Origin of the sequence: Streptomyces sp. NBC_00820, assembly GCF_036347055.1 — a bacterium.
Lineage (GTDB): Bacteria > Actinomycetota > Actinomycetes > Streptomycetales > Streptomycetaceae > Streptomyces.
In genome coordinates this window covers 4,299,655-4,320,677 of sequence record NZ_CP108882.1, presented here as the reverse complement: position 1 = coordinate 4,320,677, position 21,023 = coordinate 4,299,655, and the positions used below count along the sequence as shown (strand labels likewise).

The following is a 21,023-nucleotide window of genomic DNA, read 5'->3' as shown; positions in this document are numbered from 1 at the left end:
GCACATACGCACACACACGAAAGCGCCCGGGGACCGCAGCCCCCGGGCGCTTCCGCTTGGCTCTTTCCGAGCCTTACCGGCCCTACTTCGGCTGCGGCTTGCGCACCGTCAGGTGCAGCTCGCGCAGGCGGGACTCGTCCAGCTCCGTCGGCGCGCCCATCATGAGGTCCTGGGCGTTGCCGTTGAGCGGGAAGGCGATCGTCTCGCGGATGTTGGGCTCGTCCGCGAGGAGCATGACGATGCGGTCCACGCCGGGGGCGATGCCGCCGTGCGGCGGGGCACCCAGGCGGAACGCGCGGAGCATGCCCGCGAACTTCTCCTCGACCGTCTCACGGTCGTAGCCCGCGATCTCGAAGGCCTTGAGCATGATGTCCGGCTCGTGGTTCCGGATGGCGCCGGAGGACAGCTCGACACCGTTGCAGACGATGTCGTACTGCCAGCCCAGGATGTCCAGCGGGTCCTGGGTCTCCAGGGCCTCCAGACCGCCCTGCGGCATCGAGAACGGGTTGTGCGAGAAGTCGATCTTGCCGGTCTCCTCGTCCCGCTCGTACATCGGGAAGTCGACGATCCAGCAGAAGCGGAAGACGCCGTCCTCGAACTGGCCGGCCCGCTTGGCGGCCTCGACGCGCACGGCGCCCATGATCTTCGAGACCTCGTCGAACTCGCCGGCGCCGAAGAACACCGCGTGGCCGGGGGCCAGAGAGAGGCGCTTGGTCAGCTCGGCGACGTTCTCCTCGGTGAGGAACTTCGCGATCGGACCGGACAGCGTGCCGTCCTCGCCGACGCGGACCCAGGCCAGGCCCTGCGCGCCCTGCGAGACGGCGAACTCGCCGAGCTGGTCGAAGAACTTGCGCGTCTGCGACGCGACGTCCGGTACCGCCAGGGCGCGCACGTGCTTGCCGGCGAACGCCTTGAAGGCCGAGCCCTCGAAGACGTCGGTGATGTCGACGAGCTCCAGCTTGGCGCGCAGGTCCGGCTTGTCGGAGCCGTACTTGAGCATCGCCTCGCGGAACGGGATGCGCGGGAAGGGGGAGGTGACGTGGCGGCCGCCGCCGAACTCCTCGAACAGCTCGGTCATGAGCTTCTCGATCGGCTGGAAGATGTCCTCCTGCTCGACGAAGCTCATCTCGACGTCGAGCTGGTAGAACTCGCCCGGCGAGCGGTCGGCGCGGGCGTCCTCGTCGCGGAAGCAGGGCGCGATCTGGAAGTAGCGGTCGAAGCCGGAGATCATCAGCAGCTGCTTGAACTGCTGCGGGGCCTGCGGCAGGGCGTAGAAGCGGCCCGCGTGCACCCGGGAGGGGACCACGTAGTCGCGGGCGCCCTCGGGGGAGGTGGCGGACAGGATCGGCGTCGCCATCTCGTTGAAGCCCATCGCGACCATCTTGTGGCGCATCGCCGAGATCACGGCGGTACGCAGCATGATGTTGCGGTGCATGCGCTCGCGGCGCAGGTCCAGGAAGCGGTACTCCAGGCGCCGCTCCTCGTTGACCCCGTCCTCGGCGTTGATCGTGAAGGGGAGGGGGGCCGCGGAACCCAGGACCTCGACCTCGCCGACCTCGACCTCGACCTCACCGGTGGGCAGCTCGGCGTTCACGTTCTCGGTTCCACGTGAAACAACCTTGCCGTCGACGCGGACGACCGTCTCCTTGGAGAGCTTGTCCAGCGCCTCGTACGCGGGCGTGCCGGGACGGGCCACCAGCTGCGTGATGCCGTAGTGATCGCGCAGATCGATGAAGAGGATGCCGCCCAGGTCTCGGCGATTGTGCAGCCAGCCGCTCAGCCGGACGTCAGCACCGACGTCAGAGGCGCGGAGCTGGCCGCAGGTGTGGGACCTGTACCGATGCATCGTCGTTCATCGTCCTTCGTTCGGGAAGCCGCGGTGCTCTCCACGGCCGGGTACGGGCACGGGGCCCGGACCCATCAAGGGTACCGGGCAGCCCATGATCGGCTCCCCACCATTACCGCCCGGCAGCCTTCCCCCGCGGGCCCCGGTCGTCCGTCGCGGCGGACCGCGCTCGCCTCCGGTGGCGGATCCGGGGCCGTCTTCGGTGGCAACGCCCGGTCATATCTTCTTAAAGTGGGGCATGCGCACAGGCGAGCCCCTGCCGTCCGTCGAGGACGTACTCGCCGCCCTCGCGACCGGACTGTGGCACTGGGACACCGCCTCCGGGCTGGTCACCGTCGACGCGGAGGCGGCACGCCTGCTCGGGCTGCCCGCGGCACCCACCACCCTGACCGAGGCGCAGACCCGCGCCCGGCTGCACCCGGTCGACTGGAACGAGATCACCGGAGTGGTGCAGCTGGCGGTCGCCGAGGGCACGCTGGCCGAGGTGCGCGTCCGGATCATGGACGAGCGGGGGCGGATCGTCCGCGTCGTACGCAGCCGCTCGAAGCCGTCCCACGACCCGGAGCGCGGGGCGTACGTGCTGATCGGCACCCTCCAGGAGGTCACCGAGCCGACCCCGGGCACACCGGCCGGGCGCAGCGCGGTCACCGGGGACTGGCGGCGCTCCCGGGAGGCGTTCCTGCTGGACGCGGGCCGGGCGCTGGCGGAGGCCCGGTCGACGGCGGAGGTGCTGCGGGTCGCGGCCGGACTGTCCATGCCGGGCTTCACCCCGGACGGCCTGGTGGTGTTCGCCGTGGAGGGCGACTGGCTGACGATCATCGGCCAGCACGGGTACCAGCCCGGCGACGAGGCGTCCTTCGCCCACATGCCGCTGGCCACGAAGTACCCGGCCGCCGACGTCGTCCGCACCGGCCGTGCCGTCTACCTCTCCTCCCCGGAGGAGTACCGCGAGCGCTATCCGGCCACCTGGCCGCTGGCCGAGCCCCTCGGACGCCGCTCGTGGGCGTTCCTGCCGCTGACGGCGGGCGGGCGCATGATGGGCGCGTGGCTGGCGGCGTTCTCCTATCCGGTGACGTTCACGCCCGACGAACGGGCGGTGCTGAACACGGTCGCCCGGATGCTCGGCCAGGCGCTCAGCCGGGCCGGCGCCGCCGAGACCCAGCGGGAGCTGACCGAGGGCCTGCAGCGCTCCATGCTGCCCTCGCTCGGCCCGGAGATCCCCGGGATGGCCGTGGCCGCCCGCTACATCCCCACCGGCGGCGGACTCCAGGTCGGCGGCGACTGGTACGACATGATCCCGCTGCCCGGCGAAGACAGGATCGCCCTGGTCATCGGGGATGTGCAGGGGCATGACGTACGCGCGGCGGGCCTGATGGGACAGCTCCGCATCGCCCTGCGCGCCTACGCCTCCGAGGGGCACCGACCCGACGCCGTGCTCTCCCGCGCCTCCCGCTTCCTGCACGGCGTCACCCATGACGCGCACCCGGCCGACCACCTGCCCGACCTGCGCTTCGCGACCTGTCTGTACGCGGAGGTGGACCCGGCGACCGGCGAGCTGGAGGTCGCCCGCGCCGGGCACCCGGACCCGGTGATCCGGATGGCCGACGGCACGGTGATGCGGCGGCCGATCGCGGGCGGGCTGCCCCTGGGTGTCGACCCGGACGCCGACTACCCGACGACCCGGTTCACGCTGGAGCCCGGCGAGACGATGCTGCTCTGCACCGACGGCCTGATCGAGACCGGCGGCCACGACATGGAGAGCGGCTGGCGGCGCATCCGCGCGATCCTGGAGGACCACGACGTCCAGGACGGGTCCGGGGACGGCGAGGTCGGCCTGGAGCGGCTGGCCGACGCGCTGGTGCAGGGCGTCCACGGGCCCTCCTCGCACTACATGACCGGCCCGCTGACCGACCGCCGCGAGGACGACATCGCGCTCGTGCTGCTGTGCCGCCCCGGCGACGGGCACGGCGGCGCCCTGGCCGTACGGCCCCAGGTGCGGCACACGCTGCTGTCGGTGGCGCAGGACGAGCCCGAGCGCATCGCCGAGGCCCGTCAGCACCTGCGCGAACTCCTGCACGACTGGTCCTCGGCCGACCAGGTCGACTCCGCCGTCCTGCTGCTCTCCGAGATGATCACCAACGTCCTCGTCCACACGGACGCCGACGCGCTGGTGCTCGCCGAGATCTCCGGGGAACCGGGCGGGCGCCGGCTTCAGGTGAAGGTCACCGACACGGGCGACGACCTCCCGCACAAACGCAGTCCCGGCGAACTGGCCTCCTCCGGCCGCGGCCTCGTGCTGATCGAACTGCTCGCGGAAGCGTGGGGCGTGGAGCCGCGGGGGGAGGGGAAGAGCATCTGGTTCGCACTGCACGAGCCGGACGGCCAGTGAGGCGCGGTGAGGCGCGATGAGACGTACGGCCCGCGCCGCTACGGGCCCGACGGCTCGGGCGTCGCTACGGGTCCGACGGTTCCGGCGTGCCGTGCCGTTCCCGCAGCTCGTGGACGACCCCGAAGACGGCCGCCGTCAGCGGGACCGAGAGGAGCATGCCGAGGACGCCGGCGACGGAGGCTCCCGCGGTGATCGCGAGCAGCACCACCGCCGGGTGCATCTGCACGGTCCGGCTCTGGATGGCCGGCTGCAGCACATGCCCCTCCAGCACCTGCACCGCGAGGACGACCCCGAGCGCCCACAGCGCGATGACGAAGCCCCGGTCGGCGAGGGCGACCAGGACGGCCACCGCGCCGGAGATGAAGGCACCGAGGTAGGGGATGTAGGCGCCGACGAAGACGAGCGCGCCGAGGCCGACGGCACCGGGCACCCGGAGGATGAGCAGGCCGACGGTGATGCAGACGGCGTCGATGAGCGCGATGAGGGTCGTCCCCCGCATGAACCCCTCCACGCGCTCGAAGGCGCGCCGCGCCATGGCCTCCACGATGTCGGCGGTGCCGTGGGGGGCGATGGACCTGAGGCCGTCGACGGCACGCTGGGAGTCGCGCAGGAAGAAGAAGACGAGCAGCAGCGCGAGCACGGCCACGGCGATGGTCTCGCCGACCACGCTGACCCCGCTGATGACGTTGGAGACGGCCGTCGCGCCGAACTTGCCCAGCAGCTCGCGCACGTTGCCCGCGACGTCGTCGAGGCCCGTCCCCGCGACCCCGAAGTGGCGGGCGAGGGACCGGACGGCGTTCCGGAGCGAGGCGATGATCTCGTCGCCGGTGTCGATGAGCGCGGCGACGACGATGTAGAGGGCGCCGCCGACCACGGCGAGCACGGCGACGCAGGTCAGCCCTGCCGCGAGCGAGGAGTTGACCTTCGCCTGCACCAGCCTGCGGTACAGCGGTCCGAGCAGCGCGCTGCCGAGCAGGGCGAGCAGGACGGGGGTGACGGCGGTACGGAACTCCGAGCAGAGCCGCACCCCGACCCAGCCCACCCCGGCGACGAGCAGCAGGACGGCACACCAGGCGGCGACGCGGCGTACGGACTCGGGCAGCAGCTGCACGCGTCCAGCGGATCACGGCGGGGGTTCACTGTCCTGCGCAGCGGCCCGGGTGGGTGAGGCGCCCCGCACCGCCGTGCGTACCGGGCGGCCCGCACCGCCGTACCGGACGGCCCCGCCCCCCTGGACCCCCCGAAACCCGCGGCTGGACCCCGAAACGCGCGACCGCCCACCGCCCGGCCCGGTGAGCCGAGAAGTGGGCGGGGCGGGCTTCGGCCGCCGTGGGGCGGCGGTCAGTCCTGGGGGCCCGACTCCGACATCCCGTGCACGGCCGGGATCGTGCCCAGCCGGCCCTTCTGGAAGTCCTCGAAGGCCTGCATCAGCTCCTGCTTGTTGTTCATGACGAACGGGCCGTAGTGGGCCATGGGCTCGCGGATGGGCTGTCCGCCGAGGAGGACGACCTCCAGGTCGGGGGTGTGCGAGTCCTGCTTCTCGTCGGCGCGCACGGTGAGCGAGGAGCCCGCGCCGAAGACGGCGGTCTGCCCCAGGTGGATGGGCCGGCGCTCGGCGCCGACGCTGCCGCGGCCCGCCATGACGTAGGCGAGGCCGTTGAAGTCCTCGCGCCAGGGCAGCGTGATCTCGGCGCCCGGCGCGAGGGTCGCGTGGATCATCGTGATCGGGGTGTGGGTGATGCCGGGGCCCGCGTGGCCGTCCAGCTCACCGGCGATGACACGGAGCAGCGCGCCCCCGTCGGGGGAGGTGAGCAGCTGGACGCTGCCGCCGCGGATGTCCTGGTAGCGCGGGGCCATCATCTTGTCCTTGGCCGGGAGGTTCACCCACAGCTGGAGGCCGTGGAAGAGACCGCCGGACATGACGAGGGCCTCCGGCGGGGCCTCGATGTGCAGCAGACCCGAGCCCGCGGTCATCCACTGGGTGTCGCCGTTGGTGATGGTGCCGCCACCGCCGTTGGAGTCCTGGTGGTCGAAGGTGCCGTCGATGATGTAGGTGACGGTCTCGAAGCCGCGGTGCGGGTGCCACGGGGTGCCCTTGGGCTCGCCCGGCGCGTAGTCCACCTCACCCATCTGGTCCATCATGATGAACGGGTCGAGGTGGCGGTAGTTGATCCCGGCGAACGCACGGCGCACCGGGAAGCCCTCGCCCTCGAATCCGCTCGGGGCGGTCGCGACGGCGATCACGGGACGCGCCACGGCGTCGGCGGGAGCGGTCACGCGGGGCAGCGCGAGCGGGTTCTCAACGGTCACTGCAGGCATGGTCGGTACCTCCTTGTACAGTCACTTTAGTTGAGCGTTGAACTTTCTGCCAGTCAGAACGAACGGGGCCCGGAAGGAATTCCCTCCGGGCCCTGCGGATGTCACGCGAGGAAACCGCTCAGCCGCCGTACATCCGGCGCATCGCGAAGTCGACCATCTGCTCCACGGCCTTGGCGTCGAACACCATCCGGTGCTCGCCCTCCATGTCCAGGACGAAGCCGTAGCCGGTCGGCAGCAGGTCGATCACCTCGGAACCGGTGATCACGAAGTACTTGGACTCCTTGCCCGCGTACCGGCGCAGCTCCTTGAGCGAGGTGAACATCGGGATCACCGGCTGCTGGGTGTTGTGCAGCGCGAGGAAGCCGGGGGTGTCACCGCGCGGGCAGTACACCTTCGACGTGGCGAAGATCTGCTGGAAGTCCTCGGCGGCCATCTGGCCGGTCGTGAAGGCGCGCACCGCGTCCGCGAGCGAGGGCGGCGACGGCTCCGGGTAGAGCGGCGGCTGCTGGCCGTACCCGCCGACACCACCCGGCTGCTGCGGCGGGGCGTACTGCTGCTGAGCGCCAGCGTTCTGGTCGTAGCCGTACATGGGCGCAAGCGTATCGAGACGGGGGCGCCGGATGGAGAGACGGAGTAGACCCTTCTCACACCCGGACCGGCCGGGGGTGGGGTTGCATCTTATTACTCACGGGTAGCATCATCGGAGTTACTTGTTGGTACGTGAGCCAGATGCGAGGAGTCAGTGCCTCGCCGAGTCCTAACGGAGCCGTCACCATGGGGCACTACAAGTCCAATCTCCGCGACATCGAGTTCAACCTCTTCGAAGTCCTCGGCCGCGACAAGCTCTACGGCACCGGCCCGTTCGAGGAGATGGACACGGACACCGCCAAGAGCGTCCTGGAGGAGCTGACGCGCCTCGCGGAGAACGAGCTGGCGGAGTCCTTCGCGGACGCCGACCGCAACCCGCCGGTCTTCGACCCCGAGACGAACACCGCGCCCGTCCCGGCGTCCTTCAAGAAGAGCTACAAGGCCTTCATGGACTCCGAGTACTGGCGCCTCGGCGTCCCCGAGGAGATCGGCGGCACCACCACCCCGCCGTCCCTGATCTGGGCGTACGCGGAGCTGGTCCTCGGCGCGAACCCGGCGGTCTGGATGTACTCCTCCGGCCCGGCGTTCGCCCGCATCCTCTTCGAGGAGGGCACCGAGGAGCAGAAGAAGTGGGCCCAGATCGCGGTCGACAAGACCTGGGGCTCCACCATGGTCCTCACCGAGCCCGACGCGGGCTCGGACGTCGGCGCCGGCCGCACCAAGGCCGTGCAGCAGGAGGACGGCTCCTGGCACATCGAGGGCGTGAAGCGCTTCATCACCAGCGGTGAGCACGACATGGAGGAGAACATCCTCCACTACGTCCTCGCCCGCCCCGAGGGCGCCGGCCCCGGCACCAAGGGCCTGTCCCTCTTCCTCGTCCCGAAGTTCCTCTTCGACGGCGAGAGCGGCGAGCTGGGCGAGCGCAACGGCGTCTACGCCACCAACGTCGAGCACAAGATGGGCCTGAAGGCCTCCAACACCTGCGAGATGACCTTCGGCGACCGTCACCCCGCCAAGGGCTGGCTGATCGGCGACAAGCACGACGGCATCCGCCAGATGTTCCGCATCATCGAGTTCGCCCGCATGATGGTCGGCACGAAGGCGATCTCGACCCTGTCGACGGGCTACCTCAACGCGCTGGAGTACGCCAAGGAGCGCGTCCAGGGCCCGGACCTGGCGCAGTTCATGGACAAGGCCGCGCCCAAGGTCACCATCACGCACCACCCCGACGTGCGCCGCTCGCTGATGACGCAGAAGGCGTACGCCGAGGGCATGCGCGCCCTCGTGCTGCACACCGCCGCCGTCCAGGACACGATCGCGGTCAAGGAGGCGAACGGCGAGGACACCTCCGCCGAGCACGCCCTCAACGACCTGCTCCTGCCGATCGTCAAGGGCTACGGCTCCGAGAAGGGCTACGAGCAGCTCGCCCAGTCGCTGCAGACCTTCGGCGGCTCCGGCTTCCTGCAGGAGTACCCGATCGAGCAGTACATCCGCGACGCCAAGATCGACACCCTGTACGAGGGCACCACGGCCATCCAGGGCCAGGACTTCTTCTTCCGGAAGATCGTCCGCAACCAGGGTGCCGCGCTGAACAGCCTCGCCGAGGACATCAAGAAGTTCCTGGCGCTCGGCACCGGCGGCGAGGACCTGGCCGGCGCCCGCGAGCACCTGGCCAAGGCCGCCGTGGAGCTGGAGGCGATCGTCGGCCTGATGCTGACCGACCTCGCGGCCACCGAGCAGGACGTCAAGAACATCTACAAGGTGGGCCTGAACACCACCCGCCTGCTGCTGGCCTCCGGTGACGTGATCGTCGGCTACCTGCTGCTGCGCGGTGCCGCCGTCGCCGCCGAGAAGCTGGAGACGGCCTCCTCCAAGGACGTGGCGTTCTACACCGGCAAGATCGCGGCGGCGAAGTTCTTCGCGGCCAACGTCCTGCCCGGCGTCACCCTGGCCCGCAAGATCTCCGAGAACGTCGAGCTGGACCTGATGGAGCTGGACGAGGCCGCCTTCTAAGAGGCCCCCGCCCCGCACCCGTTGATCGTCTGCGCGGGCCCGCTCCCCTTGCCGGGAGCGGGCCCGCGCACGTCGTTAAGGTGAACCACATGAGCGCACCGACCCGCTTCGACCGCGGCCACACCGACGACCTCATGTCCTTCCTTGCGGCGAGCCCCACGCCCTACCACGCCGTGGCGAACGTCGCCGAACGGCTGGAGAAGGCGGGCTTCAAGCAGGTCGCCGAGACCGACGCGTGGGACACCGAGACCTCCGCTCCCTCCGCCACCGGCAGCGGCGGCCGCTACGTACTGCGCGGCGGGGCGATCGTGGCCTGGTACGTCCCCGAGGGCGCGGCCCCGCACACCCCGTACCGGATCATCGGCGCGCACACCGACTCCCCGAACCTGCGGGTCAAGCCGCTGCCCGACAGCGGCGCGCACGGCTGGCGCCAGATCGCCGTGGAGATCTACGGCGGCCCGCTGCTGAACTCCTGGCTCGACCGCGACCTGGGCCTGGCCGGCCGGCTCACCCTGCGCGACGGCAGCGAGGTCCTGGTCGACGTGGACCGGCCGCTGCTGCGCGTTCCCCAGCTCGCCATCCACCTGGACCGTTCCGTGACCTCGGACGGCCTCAAGCTCGACAAGCAGCGCCACCTCCAGCCGGTGTGGGGCCTGAGCGACGACGTGCGCGAGGGCGACCTGATCGCCTTCCTGGAGGAGGAGGCCGGGCTCCCCGCGGGCTCGGTGGCCGGCTGGGACCTCATGGCCTACCCCGTGGAGGCCCCCGCCTACCTCGGCCGGGACCGGGACCTGGTCGCCGGCCCCCGCATGGACAACCTGCTGTCGGTGCACGCCGGAACGGCCGCCCTGACCGCCGCCGCGGCCGCCGCGTCCTCGGGCGCCCCGCTCACCCACATCCCCGTCCTCGCCGCCTTCGACCACGAGGAGAACGGCTCCCAGTCCGACACCGGCGCCGACGGCCCGCTGCTCGGCAGCGTGCTCGAACGCTCGGTGTTCGCCCGCGGCGGCTCCCTCGAGGACCGTGCCCGCGCCTTCGCCGGCACGGTCTGCCTGTCCTCCGACACGGGCCACGCCGTGCACCCCAACTACGCCGAGCGGCACGACCCGACCCACCACCCGCGGATCAACGGCGGCCCCATCCTCAAGGTCAACGTCAACAACCGCTACGCCACGGACGGTTCGGGCCGCGCGCTCTTCGCCGCCGCCTGCGAGCGGGCCGGCGTCCCCTTCCAGGCCTTCGTCTCCAACAACTCCATGCCCTGCGGCACCACCATCGGCCCGATCACCGCGGCCCGCCACGGCATCAAGACCGTCGACATCGGCGTCGCGATCCTCTCCATGCACAGCGTCCGCGAACTGTGCGGCGCCGACGACCCGTTCCTCCTGGCCAACGCTCTGGTGGCCTTCCTGGAGGGCTAGTTCGGGGCTCGCCGGGTACCCGAGGGACCGGAGTTTCCGGAAACCGGAAGGGAAGGCGAGCTCTCATGGGTCTCGGCGGATGCATCATCCTCATCGCCGTAGGAGCCATCCTCACGTTCGCGACCGACTGGCACATGAACGGAGTCAACCTCGATCTGGTCGGCATCATCCTGATGGCGGTCGGCCTGATCGGGCTGGCCACGTTCAGCGGCATCGCACGGCGCCGGCGTGTGGTGGTGCCCCCGACGACACCGGTCGTCGAGGAGGAACGGCACCACCACAGCCACCGGGGCGGCTACAGCGACGGCTACGGCGCCTGAACCGTCCGGCCACGGGTCGTACGGCTACGGCTCGTACGGCTGCTACGGCTCGTACGGCTACGGCTCTTGCGGTTACGGCTCGTGCGGCTACCGCTCGTCCATGCCCGCCAGCACCAGCGGCAGCCGGTCCGCTCCGCCCTCGGTGAGGCGGACCGGTACACCCCAGTCCTGCTGGTGGACGTGGCAGGCCGGGTACTCGTTCTCCGGGTCGTCGTCGCAGGACGCGGCCATCGCGGAGACGTGCAGGACGCCCTCGGTGACAGCCGGGTTCAGCTCCAGCTCGCGGGACAGGTCCGTGTCCGCGCCCTCGCCCTTCAGCAGCAGCTCGGGCGGGGTCGAGGAGACCAGCAGGCGGGTCGAGGGGCCGTAGCGCAGGTCCAGCTTCTGGCCCGCCGGCGCCTGGAAGATCACGTCCAGCCGGAGCCGGCCGGGAGCGACCTCCGTCGCCGCACGCTGCGTACGGTGGGCGACCGCCTCCACGCGGACCGCCTCCTCGGGCAGCCGCAGCCGGGTCAGGCGGTGCCGGGCCGACTCGACGACCACGATGTCGTCGCCGGCCAGGACGGCGTCGCTGGGCTCGCGCAGATCGGTGGCGAGCGTGGTGACCTCGCCGGTGGCGGGGTCGTAGCGGCGCAGGGCGTGGTTGTAGGTGTCGGCGACGGCGACCGAACCGTCCGGCAGCGCGGTGACGCCCAACGGGTGCTGGAACAGCGCCTGCCCGGCGTCACCGTCCCGGTGCCCGAAGTCGAACAGACCGGTGCCCACAGCGGTGTGCACGGTGCCGTCGAGATCCACCCAGCGCAGCGCGGACGTCTCGGAGTCGGCCAGCCAGAGCCGGTCGGCGGTGGCCGCGAGACCGGACGGCTGCGCGAACCAGGCCTCGGCACCGGGGCCGTCGACCAGACCCTCGTTGGTGGTGCCCGCGCCCACGGCGACGGTCTTCTCGACCGGGTCGTACGTCCACAGCTGGTGCACGCCCGCCATGGCGATCCACACCTCGCCGCCGAAGACCGCCACGTCCCACGGGGAGGACAGATCGACCTCGCGGGCCGGTCCGGAGGTCGGCGAACCCTGCCACCACTGCTTGCCGGTGCCCGCGAGGGTGGTCACCTCGCCGGAGGCGAGGTCGAGGCGGCGCAGCGCGTGGTTCACGGTGTCGGCGACGACCACGGACGTGCCGTCCTCGAACAGCGCCAGCCCCTGCGGCTCGCTGAACGAGGCCTCCTCCGACCCGCCGTCGGCGAACCCGCGCGTGCCGGTGCCGATGCGCCGCACGACCGTCTCGCCGTCCTCGGCCAGCTCCACCAGCTGATGCCGGGTGGTGTCGCTGACCAGGAAGGTCCCGCCGGGCAACGCCAGCGCCTTGCCGGGGAAGCGCAGCACGGTCGGCTCGGGCTCCGGCGCGACGTACGGCCCGTCGCCGCGGCGCAGGGTGCCCTTCGCCTCGTGCTCGGCCTCCAGCTCCTCCACCAGCCGCTCGATGGCGTGCGCGTGCCCCTCACCGGCGTGCTGCGCGACGACATACCCCTCGGGGTCGATCACGACCAGCGTCGGCCACGCCCGCACCGCGTACTGCTTCCAGGTCGCCAGCTCCGGGTCGTCCAGCACCGGGTGCTCCACGTCGTACCGCTCGACGGCGTCCACGACCGCCTGGTGCTCGGCCTCGTGCACGAACTTCGGCGAGTGCACCCCGATCACCACGACCGTGTCCCGGTGCTTCTCCTCCAGCTCCCGCAGCTCGTCCAGGACGTGCAGACAGTTGATGCAGCAGAAGGTCCAGAAATCCAGGACGACGATGCGTCCACGCAGGTCGGCGAGGGTGCACTGCTTGTCGCCCGTGTTCAGCCAGCCGCCCTTGCCGATCAGCTCGGGGGCACGGACGCGGGCGCGTCGTCGGGGCGCGGGGGTGGGCGCCGGGGCGGCATCGTTCATGGATCCAAGGGTGCCACTCCGTGCCGACACCCCGCCCGGCGCCCGCCCGGCACCCGCCCGGCACCCCGCAAGGGCACCGCACCGGTGCTCAGCCCAGCGCGTGGCCCGTGGTCGCGTCCACGTGGTCCGGGACCTCGTCGTGGCGGTCGCCGACGGTGAGGGTGCCCGTCGGTTCGAAGACGAGGATCTCGGTGGGGACGGGCGCGTACGGCTTGTGTTCGGTGCCGCGCGGGACGGTGAAGACGGAGCCCCGGGGCAGGACGACCGTGCGCTCGCCGGACGGCTCCCGCAAGCCGATGTGCAGTTCGCCGGCGAGGACCAGGAAGAACTCGTCGGTGTCCTCGTGCACGTGCCAGATGTACTCGCCCTCGACCTTGGCGACGCGGACGTCGTAGTCGTTGACGGTGGTGACGATGCGCGGGCTCCACTGCTCGGCGAACGAGGCGAGGGCCTTGTCCAGGTCGAGGGGTTCGCGGGTGGGTTCATCGGTTGCCATGGGCTCATCGTGCGCGGTGGCCGGGCGGTCGTACGAGTGCTAGAAATCGCACATGCCGCAAGGATCCTCGCAGTCCCGGCCCACGCGACCTCCGCGGCCCGCGCGGCCGGGACGGCCGGTTCGGGCGCACCGGGTCGCCGTCATCGTGGACGCGGGCACGAACCCGTTCGAGGTCGGTGTCGCCACCGAGCTGTTCGGGCTGCCGCGCCCCGAACTGGGGCTGCCCGGGCCCCTGTACGAGGTCACGCTGTGCGCGCCGGCACCCGAGGTGCGGATGAACCACGGCTTCTTCACCCTGACCGGGGTGGCCGGCCTGGAGACGGTGGACGACGCGGACACCCTGCTCGTGCCCGGCCGGCCGGACAACGTCGTCCCGCGCGGTGCCGACGTCCTGGACGCGATCCGGCGCGCGCACGCGCGTGGCGCCCGCGTCGTCAGCTTCTGCACCGGCACCTTCGCGCTCGCCGAGGCCGGGCTGCTCGACGACCGCCCGGCCACCACCCACTGGCGCTGGGCCGACACCTTCCGCGCGCTGCACCCGAAGGTGCTGCTGGAGCCGGACGTGCTCTTCGTGGACGACGGCGACGTGCTGACCGCGTCGGGCAGCGCCGCCGCCCTCGATCTGGGGCTGCACATCTGGCGCCATGACCACGGTGCCGAGATCGCCAACGCGGTCTCCCGGCGCCTGGTCTTCGCCTCCCACCGGGAGGGCGGCCAGCGGCAGTTCGTGGAGCGGCCGGTGCCCGAGGTGCCCGACGCCTCCCTCGGCCCGCTGCTGTCCTGGGCGCTGGAGCGCCTCGGCGAGCCGCTGACCGTGGCGGAGCTGGCCGCGCACGCGTCCGTGTCCCCGGCCACCCTGCACCGCCGCTTCCGCGCACAGCTCGGTACCACCCCGCTGGCCTGGCTCACCCGGGAGCGGGTCGCGCTCGCCTGCCGGCTGATCGAGCGGGGCGAGGAGCGCCTGGACGTCGTGGCGGAGCGCAGCGGCCTGGGCACCGGGGCCAACCTGCGGGTACGGCTGCGCCGCGAGACGGGGCTGAGTCCGTCGGACTACCGCGGGCGCTTCGGGCCGGAGACCGTCCCGGCCCTGTGACGATCGGCCCGCGCCGGGGAAGCAGCAAGGGTATGAGATTCCTCGTACGCGACCGGATCCTCGGCATCGGTGACGACTACTGGATCGAGGACGAGCACGGCCACAAGGTGTACCTCGTCGACGGCAAGGCCATGCGGCTGCGGGACACCTTCGAACTGAAGGACACCCAGGGCCGCGTCCTGATCGACATCCACCAGAAGATGCTCGCCCTGCGCGACACCATGGTGATCGAACGGGACGGCGAGGGCCTGGCCACCATCAGGCGCAAGCGGCTGTCCCTGCTGCGCAACCACTACCGGGTGTCCCTGGTGGACGGCACCGACCTGGACGTCAGCGGCAAGATCCTCGACCGGGAGTTCGCCGTCGAGTACGACGGCGAACTCCTCGCGGTGATCTCCCGTAGGTGGCTGAGCATCCGGGAGACGTACGGCGTCGACGTCGTACGCGAGGACGCCGATCCGGCGCTGCTGATCGCGGTGGCGGTGTGCGTGATCCACCTGGCGGAGAAGGAGGGGGAGGAGGACTAGGGGACTGGGGGGAGCTGGGGGGAGCTGGGGGGCTGGGGAACTAGCCGTCCGACCGTGCGGGCGGGTCCTGCCGCCGGGGTGGTTCGAGGCCGAGCATCCGGTCCTTCAGGGCCGGGAACTGCTCGCGGGTGACCGGCACCTTGCCGGGGTCGAGGTCGACGGTGAGGACCTGCTCGCCGGCGCCCGCCTCGGCGAGTACCTCGCCCCACGGATCTACCACGATCGAGTGACCCGCCTGCGGAACTCCGGCGTGCGTCCCGGCCGTTCCACAGGCGAGTACGAACGCCTGGTTCTCCACCGCCCGCGCCTGAGCCAGCAGCGTCCAGTGTCCGCGCCGCCGCTCGGGCCAGCCCGCCGGGATCACCAGGGTCTCGGCGCCGGCGGCGACGAGGGAGCGGAAGAGTTCGGGGAATCGGAGGTCGTAGCAGGTGGCCAGACCGAGCGTGGTCTCCGGCAGCCGTACCGTCACCAGGTCGCTGCCCGCGCCCATGAGCACGGCCTCGCCCCGGTCGAAGCCGAAGCGGTGGATCTTCCGGTAGGCCGCGGCCAGCTCACCGGAGGGAGAGAAGAGGAGAGAGGTGTTGTAGAGGGAACCGTCGGGGTCGCGTTCCGGGATGGATCCGGCGTGCAGCCACGCTCCCGCGTCGCTCGCCGCCTTGGCCATCGCCTCGTACGTCGGGCCCCTCAGCGGCTCGGCCTCCGGGCCGAAACGCTCGTAGGCGAAGGCGCCGGTCGTCCACAGTTCGGGCAGAACCACGAGGTCGGAGCCGGCCTGTTCACGAACCAACGCGGCTGCCCGAAGGCGCCGTTCGGCAACCGATTCGTCCTCGTCCACGGCAATCTGGATCAGCGAGGCGCGCACACTACCACCGTCCTGGCATTCGAGTCGTCCACACAGGCCTACGATCGTCACACGAAAGCACTGCCGGGGTGCCTCGGAGCAGCGTAACTTGGGGGTCTCCCGTGCTCGTGCGGAGCCGAGAGCACGGGGGAGTCCCAAGAACGCCGCCGAGCGCAGCCACCTCCCGTTGGCGAAAGCCGCCACAACCTGCCCGTGTACCGACCGCCCGAGGGGTCCCGTTCCGTGAGTCTGCATCCCACCCTCCAGCCCTACGCCGACGCCTGGACGCACTCGATCGACGCGATATCCGACATCGTGCAGTCACTCGTCGAGGGTGAGTGGAACCGACGGACTCCCTGCCCCGGCTGGTCGGTCCGGGACGTGGTCTCGCACATCATCGGCCTCGACTGCGAGATGCTCGGCGACCCGCGGCCCATCCACACGCTCCCCCGTGACCTGTTCCACGTCACCAACGAGCACCAGCGCTACATGGAGATGCAGGTCGACGTCCGCCGCCACCACACGTCGCCGGAGATGACGGCCGAGCTGGAGTACACGGTCATCCGCCGCAACCGCCAGCTGCGCAACGAGTCCCGTGAGCCCGGCACCATGGTGCGCGCCATGATGGGCACCGAAGTCACCCTCGAACACGCCATGCGCATGCGGGCGTTCGACGTGTGGGTGCACGAGCAGGACCTGCGCACGGCTCTCGGCCGCCCCGGCAATCTCGACTCGCCCGGCGCGCACATCGCCCGTGACCTCATGCTCGAAGCGCTGCCCAAGGTCGTCGCCAAGGGCGCGGACGCGCCCCGCAGTTCCGCGATCGTCTTCGACGTGAGCGGCCCCGTCGAGTTCCTGCGCACCGTCCGCGTCGACATCCAGGGCCGCGGCACGCTGGAGACCTCCCCCGCGCTCGGCCCCGCCGCCACGCTCTCCCTCGACTGGGAGACCTACCTCCGTCTGGCCTGCGGCCGCGTGACCCCGGAGGCGGTGGCGGACCGCGTGAAGACGGAGGGCGACCAGGAACTCGCGGCGGCGATCCTGCGGAACTTCACGATCACCCCGTAGGACGGGAAATCGGGGGGCAGGGGCGCGTCAGCGGTACGGGCGCGTAGGCGGTACGGGCGCGTCAGCGGCCGGACGGTGACCGGAGCCGGTGTGTCCCGTCGGTCCGCACGGCGGAGAGCGGGCACCGGAAAATCCTGAGCCTCCTGACCCCGCGGGCGGCTACCGTGCCCGGCGTGACCACGGACCCCGCGGAGGACGGCCTGCCGCCCCGGCTCAGCCGCCTCACCTTCCACGGCCCCCTGTCCGAAGCCCGCGCGGGCCGGCTCGTCGGGAGGCTCGCCGCCACCCGGCCCCGCCGGATCCTCGACATCGGCTGCGGCTGGGGCGAGTTGCTGCTGCGTGTGCTGGAGGCCGTGCCGGAGGCCCGGGGGGTGGGTGTCGATGTCAATGTCGAGGACCTGGCCCGGGGCCGGCTGAACGCCGGGGCGCGGGGGCTCGCGGGCCGGGTGGAGTTCGTCGAGGAGTCCGCCGTCGCAACCGAGCGCGGGCCGGCCGACCTGGTGCTGTGTCTGGGCGCGAGCCAGGCGCTGAGCACGGCCGAGCGACCCACCGCCGAGGCGCTGCGCGAGCTGCGACGGCTGGTGGCGGACGGCGGGCGGGTGCTGCTCGGCGAGGGCTTCTGGGAGCGGACACCCACCGCGGACGAGCTGTCCGGCATGTGGCCCGGTGCCCGCGTCGACGACCACTACGGCCTCGGTGCTCTCCTGGACCTGTCCGTGGCCGCCGGCTTCCGGCCCGAGTGGACCGAGACGGCGAGCCCCGAGGAGTGGGAGGCGTTCGAGTCGGCGTACCAGGCGGACCTGGAGGTCTGGCTCGCCGCGCACCCGGAGCATCCGCTCGCCGCCGCGACCCGCGAACGCCTGGACCGGCACCGGGCGCAGTGGATGAGCTACCGGGGCGTCCTCGGCCTCGCGTATCTCACGCTCGTGCCGGTCGCCGGCGCGAGTCACACACCGGACGCCGACTGAGCGACTTCCTACCGGTGGCGTACGGCCGATGCCAGCTGACAGCTGCCGGACGTCGAATGACCGCCGCCGGATCACCGCTGCCTGATGACCGCTGCCGAATGCCGGATGGCCGCCGCCGGCAGCGGATGCCCCGCGTCACGCCGGCACGTGCACCGTCTCCACCCGGCTGGCCACCAGCCGTTCCCGCTCCCGCCGGGCCGCGCGCCCGCGCAGGCGGAAGATCTGGGTGACGCCGAGGAGCTGGAGGACGAAGACGGCGGAGAAGGCGACGGAGTAGTCGTCGCCGGTGGCGTCCAGCAGCACGCCGATCGCGAACAGCGTCGTCATGGAGGCGATGAAACCACCCATGTTGGTGATGCCGGACGCGGTGCCCTGTCGCTCGGGCGGGTTGGCCGGGCGCGCGAAGTCGAAGCCGAGCATCGAGGCGGGGCCGCAGGCGCCGAGAACCACGCAGAGGGCCACCAGCAGACCCATGGGCGCGTGGTCGCCGGGCCAGACGAGGGTGAGCGCCCACATGACCGCGGTGGCGGCGACCGTGCCGAGCGCCAGTGGCAGCCGGGCTTCGTGGCGCCGGGCGACGATCTGGCCGTAGACCAGGCCGACCACCATGTTGGACAGGACGACGAGGGTGAGCAGTTCGCCCGCGGTGGCACGGCTGAGGCCCTGCGCCTGGACCAGGAAGGGCAGGCCCCACAGGAGCAGGAAGACCATCGCCGGGAACTGGGTGGTGAAGTGCACCCACATGCCCAGGCGGGTGCCGGGCTCCCGCCAGGCCGCGACGATCTGCCGGCGGACGTAGGCCGCGCCCTGGTGCGAGGAGGGCTCGGGTTCGTGGCCCTCGGGATGGTCCTTCAGGAACAGCAGGGTCAGGACGAGGACGACGGCACCGGCGAACGCGCTGCCCGCGAACGCCGGGGTCCAGCCGACGCTGTGCAGGAGCCGGGCGAGGACGAGCGTGGAGATCAGGTTGCCCGCCATGCCGACCAGGCCCGCGAGCTGTGCGACCAGCGGTCCGCGCCGGGCCGGGAACCAGCGCGTGCCCAGCCGCAGCACGCTGATGAAGGTCATCGCGTCACCGCAGCCCAGCAGCGCGCGCGAGGCGAGTGCCGTGCCGTAGGAGGGGGAGAAGGCGAAGCCCAGCTGTCCCGCGGTGAACAGCACCGCGCCGATGCTCAGCACCTTCTTCGTGCCGAGCCGGTCCACCAGCAGGCCGACGGGTATCTGCATGCCGGCGTAGACCAGCAGCTGGAGTATCGAGAACGTCGACAGGGCGGAGGCGTTGACGTGGAAGCGGTCCGCCGCGTCCAGGCCGGCCACGCCCAGGGAGGTGCGGAAGATGACGGCGACGAAGTAGACGGCGACGCCGATGGACCACACGGCGACGGCACGACGGCCGCCCGGCGGGTCGCCCGGGAGGGTGGCGCCATTCACCGCACCTCACCCCGCGCGAGGTGCGAGAACCAGCTGACGTGCCGGTGCACAATGCCGACGGCCGCCTCCGGGTCCCCCGAACGCAGCGCGCCCAGGATCTCCTCGTGTTCGGCGAGCGTCTTGGCGATCCGGTCGGGGTGCGAGTGCATGACGGCGACTCCCATCCTGAGCTGGCGGTCCCTCAGCTGGTCGTAGAGGCGGGAGAGGATCTCGTTGCCGCCGCTGCGCACGATCTCGGCGTGGAAACTGCGGTCGGTCACCGCGGCGCCGGCGAAGTCACCGGCGGCGGCCTGCTCCTTCTGCCGTTCCAGCAGCGCGGCCAGCCGTTCCAGCAGCGCGGGCGGCGCGGGTACGGCCTTGCGGGCGGCGTGCTCCTCCACCAGCAGCCGGGTCTCCACCACGTCGGCGATCTCCTGCGCGGAGACCGGCAGGACGAGAGCACCCTTCTTCGGGTAGAGCCGGATCAGGCCCTCGGCCTCCAGGCGCAGCAGCGCCTCGCGGACGGGGGTGCGCGAGACCCCCACCGCCTCGGCCAGCTCGCCCTCGGTCAGCAGCGTCCCGCCCTCGTAACGGCGGTCGAGGACCCCCTGTTTGACATGGGTGTAGACGCGGTCGGCGGCGGGTGGCTGCCTGGTGGCCGTTTGCATGGCCACAGGATAGATACATCACGTACGCATGTGGTGGACCGTCCACCATCCGGACGTCCGGAGCCTCCGCGCACGAGAGCTGAAAATTTCTCGGGGCAGTGGCACAACCTTCTGTGCTAATTACCTGTCACACACGTGCGGCCCCACTTTCTTGCCACCTCAACTCGGCCGCATCACAGGGGCATTCAAGACAATCGGGGTACATCACTTTGATTACCGGCATTAAGGGCACCCGCATCCGCTCCCGCCGAGCCATCGCGATCACCGTCGCATCCGGCGCCCTGCTCGCCACCGGCGCCTTCACCGCGGCGCCCGCGCAGGCCGTCACCACGCCCTCCATCGTGGCCAAGGGCGGCTACGTGATGAACAACGGGACCGGCTCGTCGCTGTTCACGAAGGCTGCGGACACCAAGCGGTCCACCGGCTCCACCACCAAGATCATGACCGCCAAGGTCGTCCTGGCGCAGCCGAACCTCAACCTGGACTCCAAGGTCACGATCCAGAAGGCGTACAGCGACTACATCGTCTCGAAGGGCGCCTCGTCCGCCCACCTCATCGTCGGCGACAAGGTCACCGTCCGTCAGCTGCTGTACGGCCTGATGCTGCCGTCCGGCTGCGACGCCGCCTACGCGCTGGCCGACAAGTTCGGCAGCGGCAGCACGCGCGCCGCGCGCGTGAAGTCGTTCATCGGCAAGATGAACACCTCCGCCAAGAACCTGGGTCTGAAGAACACGCACTTCGACTCGTTCGACGGCATCGGCAGCGGCAGCAACTACTCGACGCCGCGCGACCTGACGAAGATCGCCAGCAGCGCGATGAAGAGCTCCACGTTCCGCACGGTCGTCAAGACGAAGAGCTACACCGCCAAGACGATCACCAAGACCGGCAGCACCCGCACCATGGGCGCCTGGACCAACACCAACACGCTGCTGTCCAGCTACAGCGGCACCATCGGTGTGAAGACCGGCTCCGGCCCCGAGGCCAAGTACTGCCTGGTCTTCGCCGCGACCCGCAACGGCAAGACCGTGATCGGCACGGTCCTGGCCTCCTCCGATGTCCCCCACCGCACCGCGGACGCCACGAAGCTCCTCAACTACGGCTTCGCGCGCCTCGGCTGACCCGTC

The 21,023-nt window shown here is 71.2% G+C and carries 18 protein-coding genes; 9 read left to right on the top strand and 9 right to left on the bottom strand.

Annotated features, from left to right (window positions below):
- Positions 1-82 precede the first annotated feature (82 nt).
- Positions 83-1,846: an aspartate--tRNA ligase gene (aspS, locus tag OIB37_RS19570; protein WP_330458899.1), complete on the bottom strand. Its 1,764-nt coding sequence runs from the start codon at positions 1,844-1,846 to the stop codon at positions 83-85.
- Positions 1,847-2,084: 238 nt separating this feature from the next.
- Between aspS and OIB37_RS19565 the strand changes: the two genes are divergently transcribed.
- Positions 2,085-4,235: an ATP-binding SpoIIE family protein phosphatase gene (locus OIB37_RS19565; RefSeq protein ID WP_330458898.1), complete on the top strand. Its 2,151-nt coding sequence runs from the start codon at positions 2,085-2,087 to the stop codon at positions 4,233-4,235.
- 64 nt (positions 4,236-4,299) lie between these two features.
- On the opposite strand, the gene OIB37_RS19560 is transcribed toward OIB37_RS19565, so the two are convergent.
- The 3 genes from OIB37_RS19560 to OIB37_RS19550 all read right to left on the bottom strand — a co-directional run bounded on the left by OIB37_RS19560 (position 4,300) and on the right by OIB37_RS19550 (position 7,143).
- The gene (locus OIB37_RS19560) at positions 4,300-5,346 is read right to left on the bottom strand and encodes an AI-2E family transporter (RefSeq protein ID WP_330458897.1); all 1,047 of its coding nucleotides are present in this window, start codon (positions 5,344-5,346) and stop codon (positions 4,300-4,302) included.
- 230 nt (positions 5,347-5,576) lie between these two features.
- Positions 5,577-6,554 (bottom strand): pirin family protein, encoded by a 978-nt coding sequence (locus OIB37_RS19555; RefSeq protein WP_330458896.1) that lies wholly within the window; start codon positions 6,552-6,554, stop codon positions 5,577-5,579.
- Positions 6,555-6,672: 118 nt separating this feature from the next.
- Positions 6,673-7,143 (bottom strand): SseB family protein, encoded by a 471-nt coding sequence (locus tag OIB37_RS19550; protein ID WP_330458895.1) that lies wholly within the window; start codon positions 7,141-7,143, stop codon positions 6,673-6,675.
- A gap of 185 nt (positions 7,144-7,328) precedes the next feature.
- On the opposite strand from OIB37_RS19550, the gene OIB37_RS19545 reads away from it, so the two are divergent.
- The 3 genes from OIB37_RS19545 to OIB37_RS19535 all read left to right on the top strand — a co-directional run bounded on the left by OIB37_RS19545 (position 7,329) and on the right by OIB37_RS19535 (position 10,896).
- Positions 7,329-9,155 carry an acyl-CoA dehydrogenase gene (locus tag OIB37_RS19545; protein ID WP_330458894.1) on the top strand — a complete coding sequence of 609 codons (1,827 nt, stop codon included), beginning with the start codon at positions 7,329-7,331 and terminating at the stop codon, positions 9,153-9,155.
- An 89-nt stretch (positions 9,156-9,244) separates the two neighbouring features.
- Positions 9,245-10,576 carry a M18 family aminopeptidase gene (locus OIB37_RS19540; protein ID WP_330458893.1) on the top strand — a complete coding sequence of 444 codons (1,332 nt, stop codon included), beginning with the start codon at positions 9,245-9,247 and terminating at the stop codon, positions 10,574-10,576.
- Between the two features lie 65 nt (positions 10,577-10,641).
- A complete protein-coding gene (locus tag OIB37_RS19535; RefSeq protein WP_330458892.1) occupies positions 10,642-10,896 on the top strand; it encodes a DUF6458 family protein in 255 nt (84 codons plus the stop codon).
- A gap of 87 nt (positions 10,897-10,983) precedes the next feature.
- Here OIB37_RS19535 and OIB37_RS19530 read toward each other — a convergent pair whose 3' ends face one another.
- Positions 10,984-12,828, bottom strand: coding sequence for an NHL domain-containing thioredoxin family protein (locus OIB37_RS19530; RefSeq protein ID WP_330458891.1), 1,845 nt, complete (start codon positions 12,826-12,828; stop codon positions 10,984-10,986).
- 88 nt (positions 12,829-12,916) lie between these two features.
- Positions 12,917-13,324, bottom strand: a complete 408-nt coding sequence (locus OIB37_RS19525) for a cupin domain-containing protein (RefSeq protein ID WP_330458890.1) — start codon at positions 13,322-13,324, stop codon at positions 12,917-12,919.
- A 52-nt stretch (positions 13,325-13,376) separates the two neighbouring features.
- Here OIB37_RS19525 and OIB37_RS19520 point away from each other — a divergent pair, with 52 nt between their 5' ends.
- Together OIB37_RS19520 and OIB37_RS19515 are read left to right on the top strand one after the other, a co-directional pair.
- On the top strand, positions 13,377-14,417 hold the full coding sequence (locus tag OIB37_RS19520) for a GlxA family transcriptional regulator (RefSeq protein WP_330458889.1): 1,041 nt from the start codon (positions 13,377-13,379) through the stop codon (positions 14,415-14,417).
- A 32-nt stretch (positions 14,418-14,449) separates the two neighbouring features.
- On the top strand, positions 14,450-14,944 hold the full coding sequence (locus OIB37_RS19515) for an LURP-one-related/scramblase family protein (RefSeq protein WP_330458888.1): 495 nt from the start codon (positions 14,450-14,452) through the stop codon (positions 14,942-14,944).
- A 40-nt stretch (positions 14,945-14,984) separates the two neighbouring features.
- Here OIB37_RS19515 and OIB37_RS19510 read toward each other — a convergent pair whose 3' ends face one another.
- The gene (locus OIB37_RS19510; RefSeq protein ID WP_330458887.1) at positions 14,985-15,806 is read right to left on the bottom strand and encodes a carbon-nitrogen family hydrolase; all 822 of its coding nucleotides are present in this window, start codon (positions 15,804-15,806) and stop codon (positions 14,985-14,987) included.
- 222 nt (positions 15,807-16,028) lie between these two features.
- Here OIB37_RS19510 and OIB37_RS19505 point away from each other — a divergent pair, with 222 nt between their 5' ends.
- Both OIB37_RS19505 and OIB37_RS19500 read left to right on the top strand, forming a co-directional pair.
- Positions 16,029-16,853, top strand: a complete 825-nt coding sequence (locus OIB37_RS19505) for a maleylpyruvate isomerase family mycothiol-dependent enzyme (protein WP_330458886.1) — start codon at positions 16,029-16,031, stop codon at positions 16,851-16,853.
- A 173-nt stretch (positions 16,854-17,026) separates the two neighbouring features.
- On the top strand, positions 17,027-17,821 hold the full coding sequence (locus OIB37_RS19500) for an SAM-dependent methyltransferase (RefSeq protein WP_330458885.1): 795 nt from the start codon (positions 17,027-17,029) through the stop codon (positions 17,819-17,821).
- A 135-nt stretch (positions 17,822-17,956) separates the two neighbouring features.
- On the opposite strand, the gene OIB37_RS19495 is transcribed toward OIB37_RS19500, so the two are convergent.
- Together OIB37_RS19495 and OIB37_RS19490 are read right to left on the bottom strand one after the other, a co-directional pair.
- Positions 17,957-19,252, bottom strand: a complete 1,296-nt coding sequence (locus OIB37_RS19495; RefSeq protein ID WP_330458884.1) for an MFS transporter — start codon at positions 19,250-19,252, stop codon at positions 17,957-17,959.
- Positions 19,249-19,899, bottom strand: coding sequence for a GntR family transcriptional regulator (locus OIB37_RS19490; RefSeq protein WP_330458883.1), 651 nt, complete (start codon positions 19,897-19,899; stop codon positions 19,249-19,251). Before OIB37_RS19490 ends, OIB37_RS19495 begins: the two co-directional genes overlap by 4 nt.
- A 209-nt stretch (positions 19,900-20,108) precedes the next feature.
- Here OIB37_RS19490 and OIB37_RS19485 point away from each other — a divergent pair, with 209 nt between their 5' ends.
- Positions 20,109-21,017, top strand: coding sequence for a D-alanyl-D-alanine carboxypeptidase family protein (locus tag OIB37_RS19485; RefSeq protein ID WP_330458882.1), 909 nt, complete (start codon positions 20,109-20,111; stop codon positions 21,015-21,017).
- The last annotated feature ends 6 nt before the right edge of the window (positions 21,018-21,023 follow it).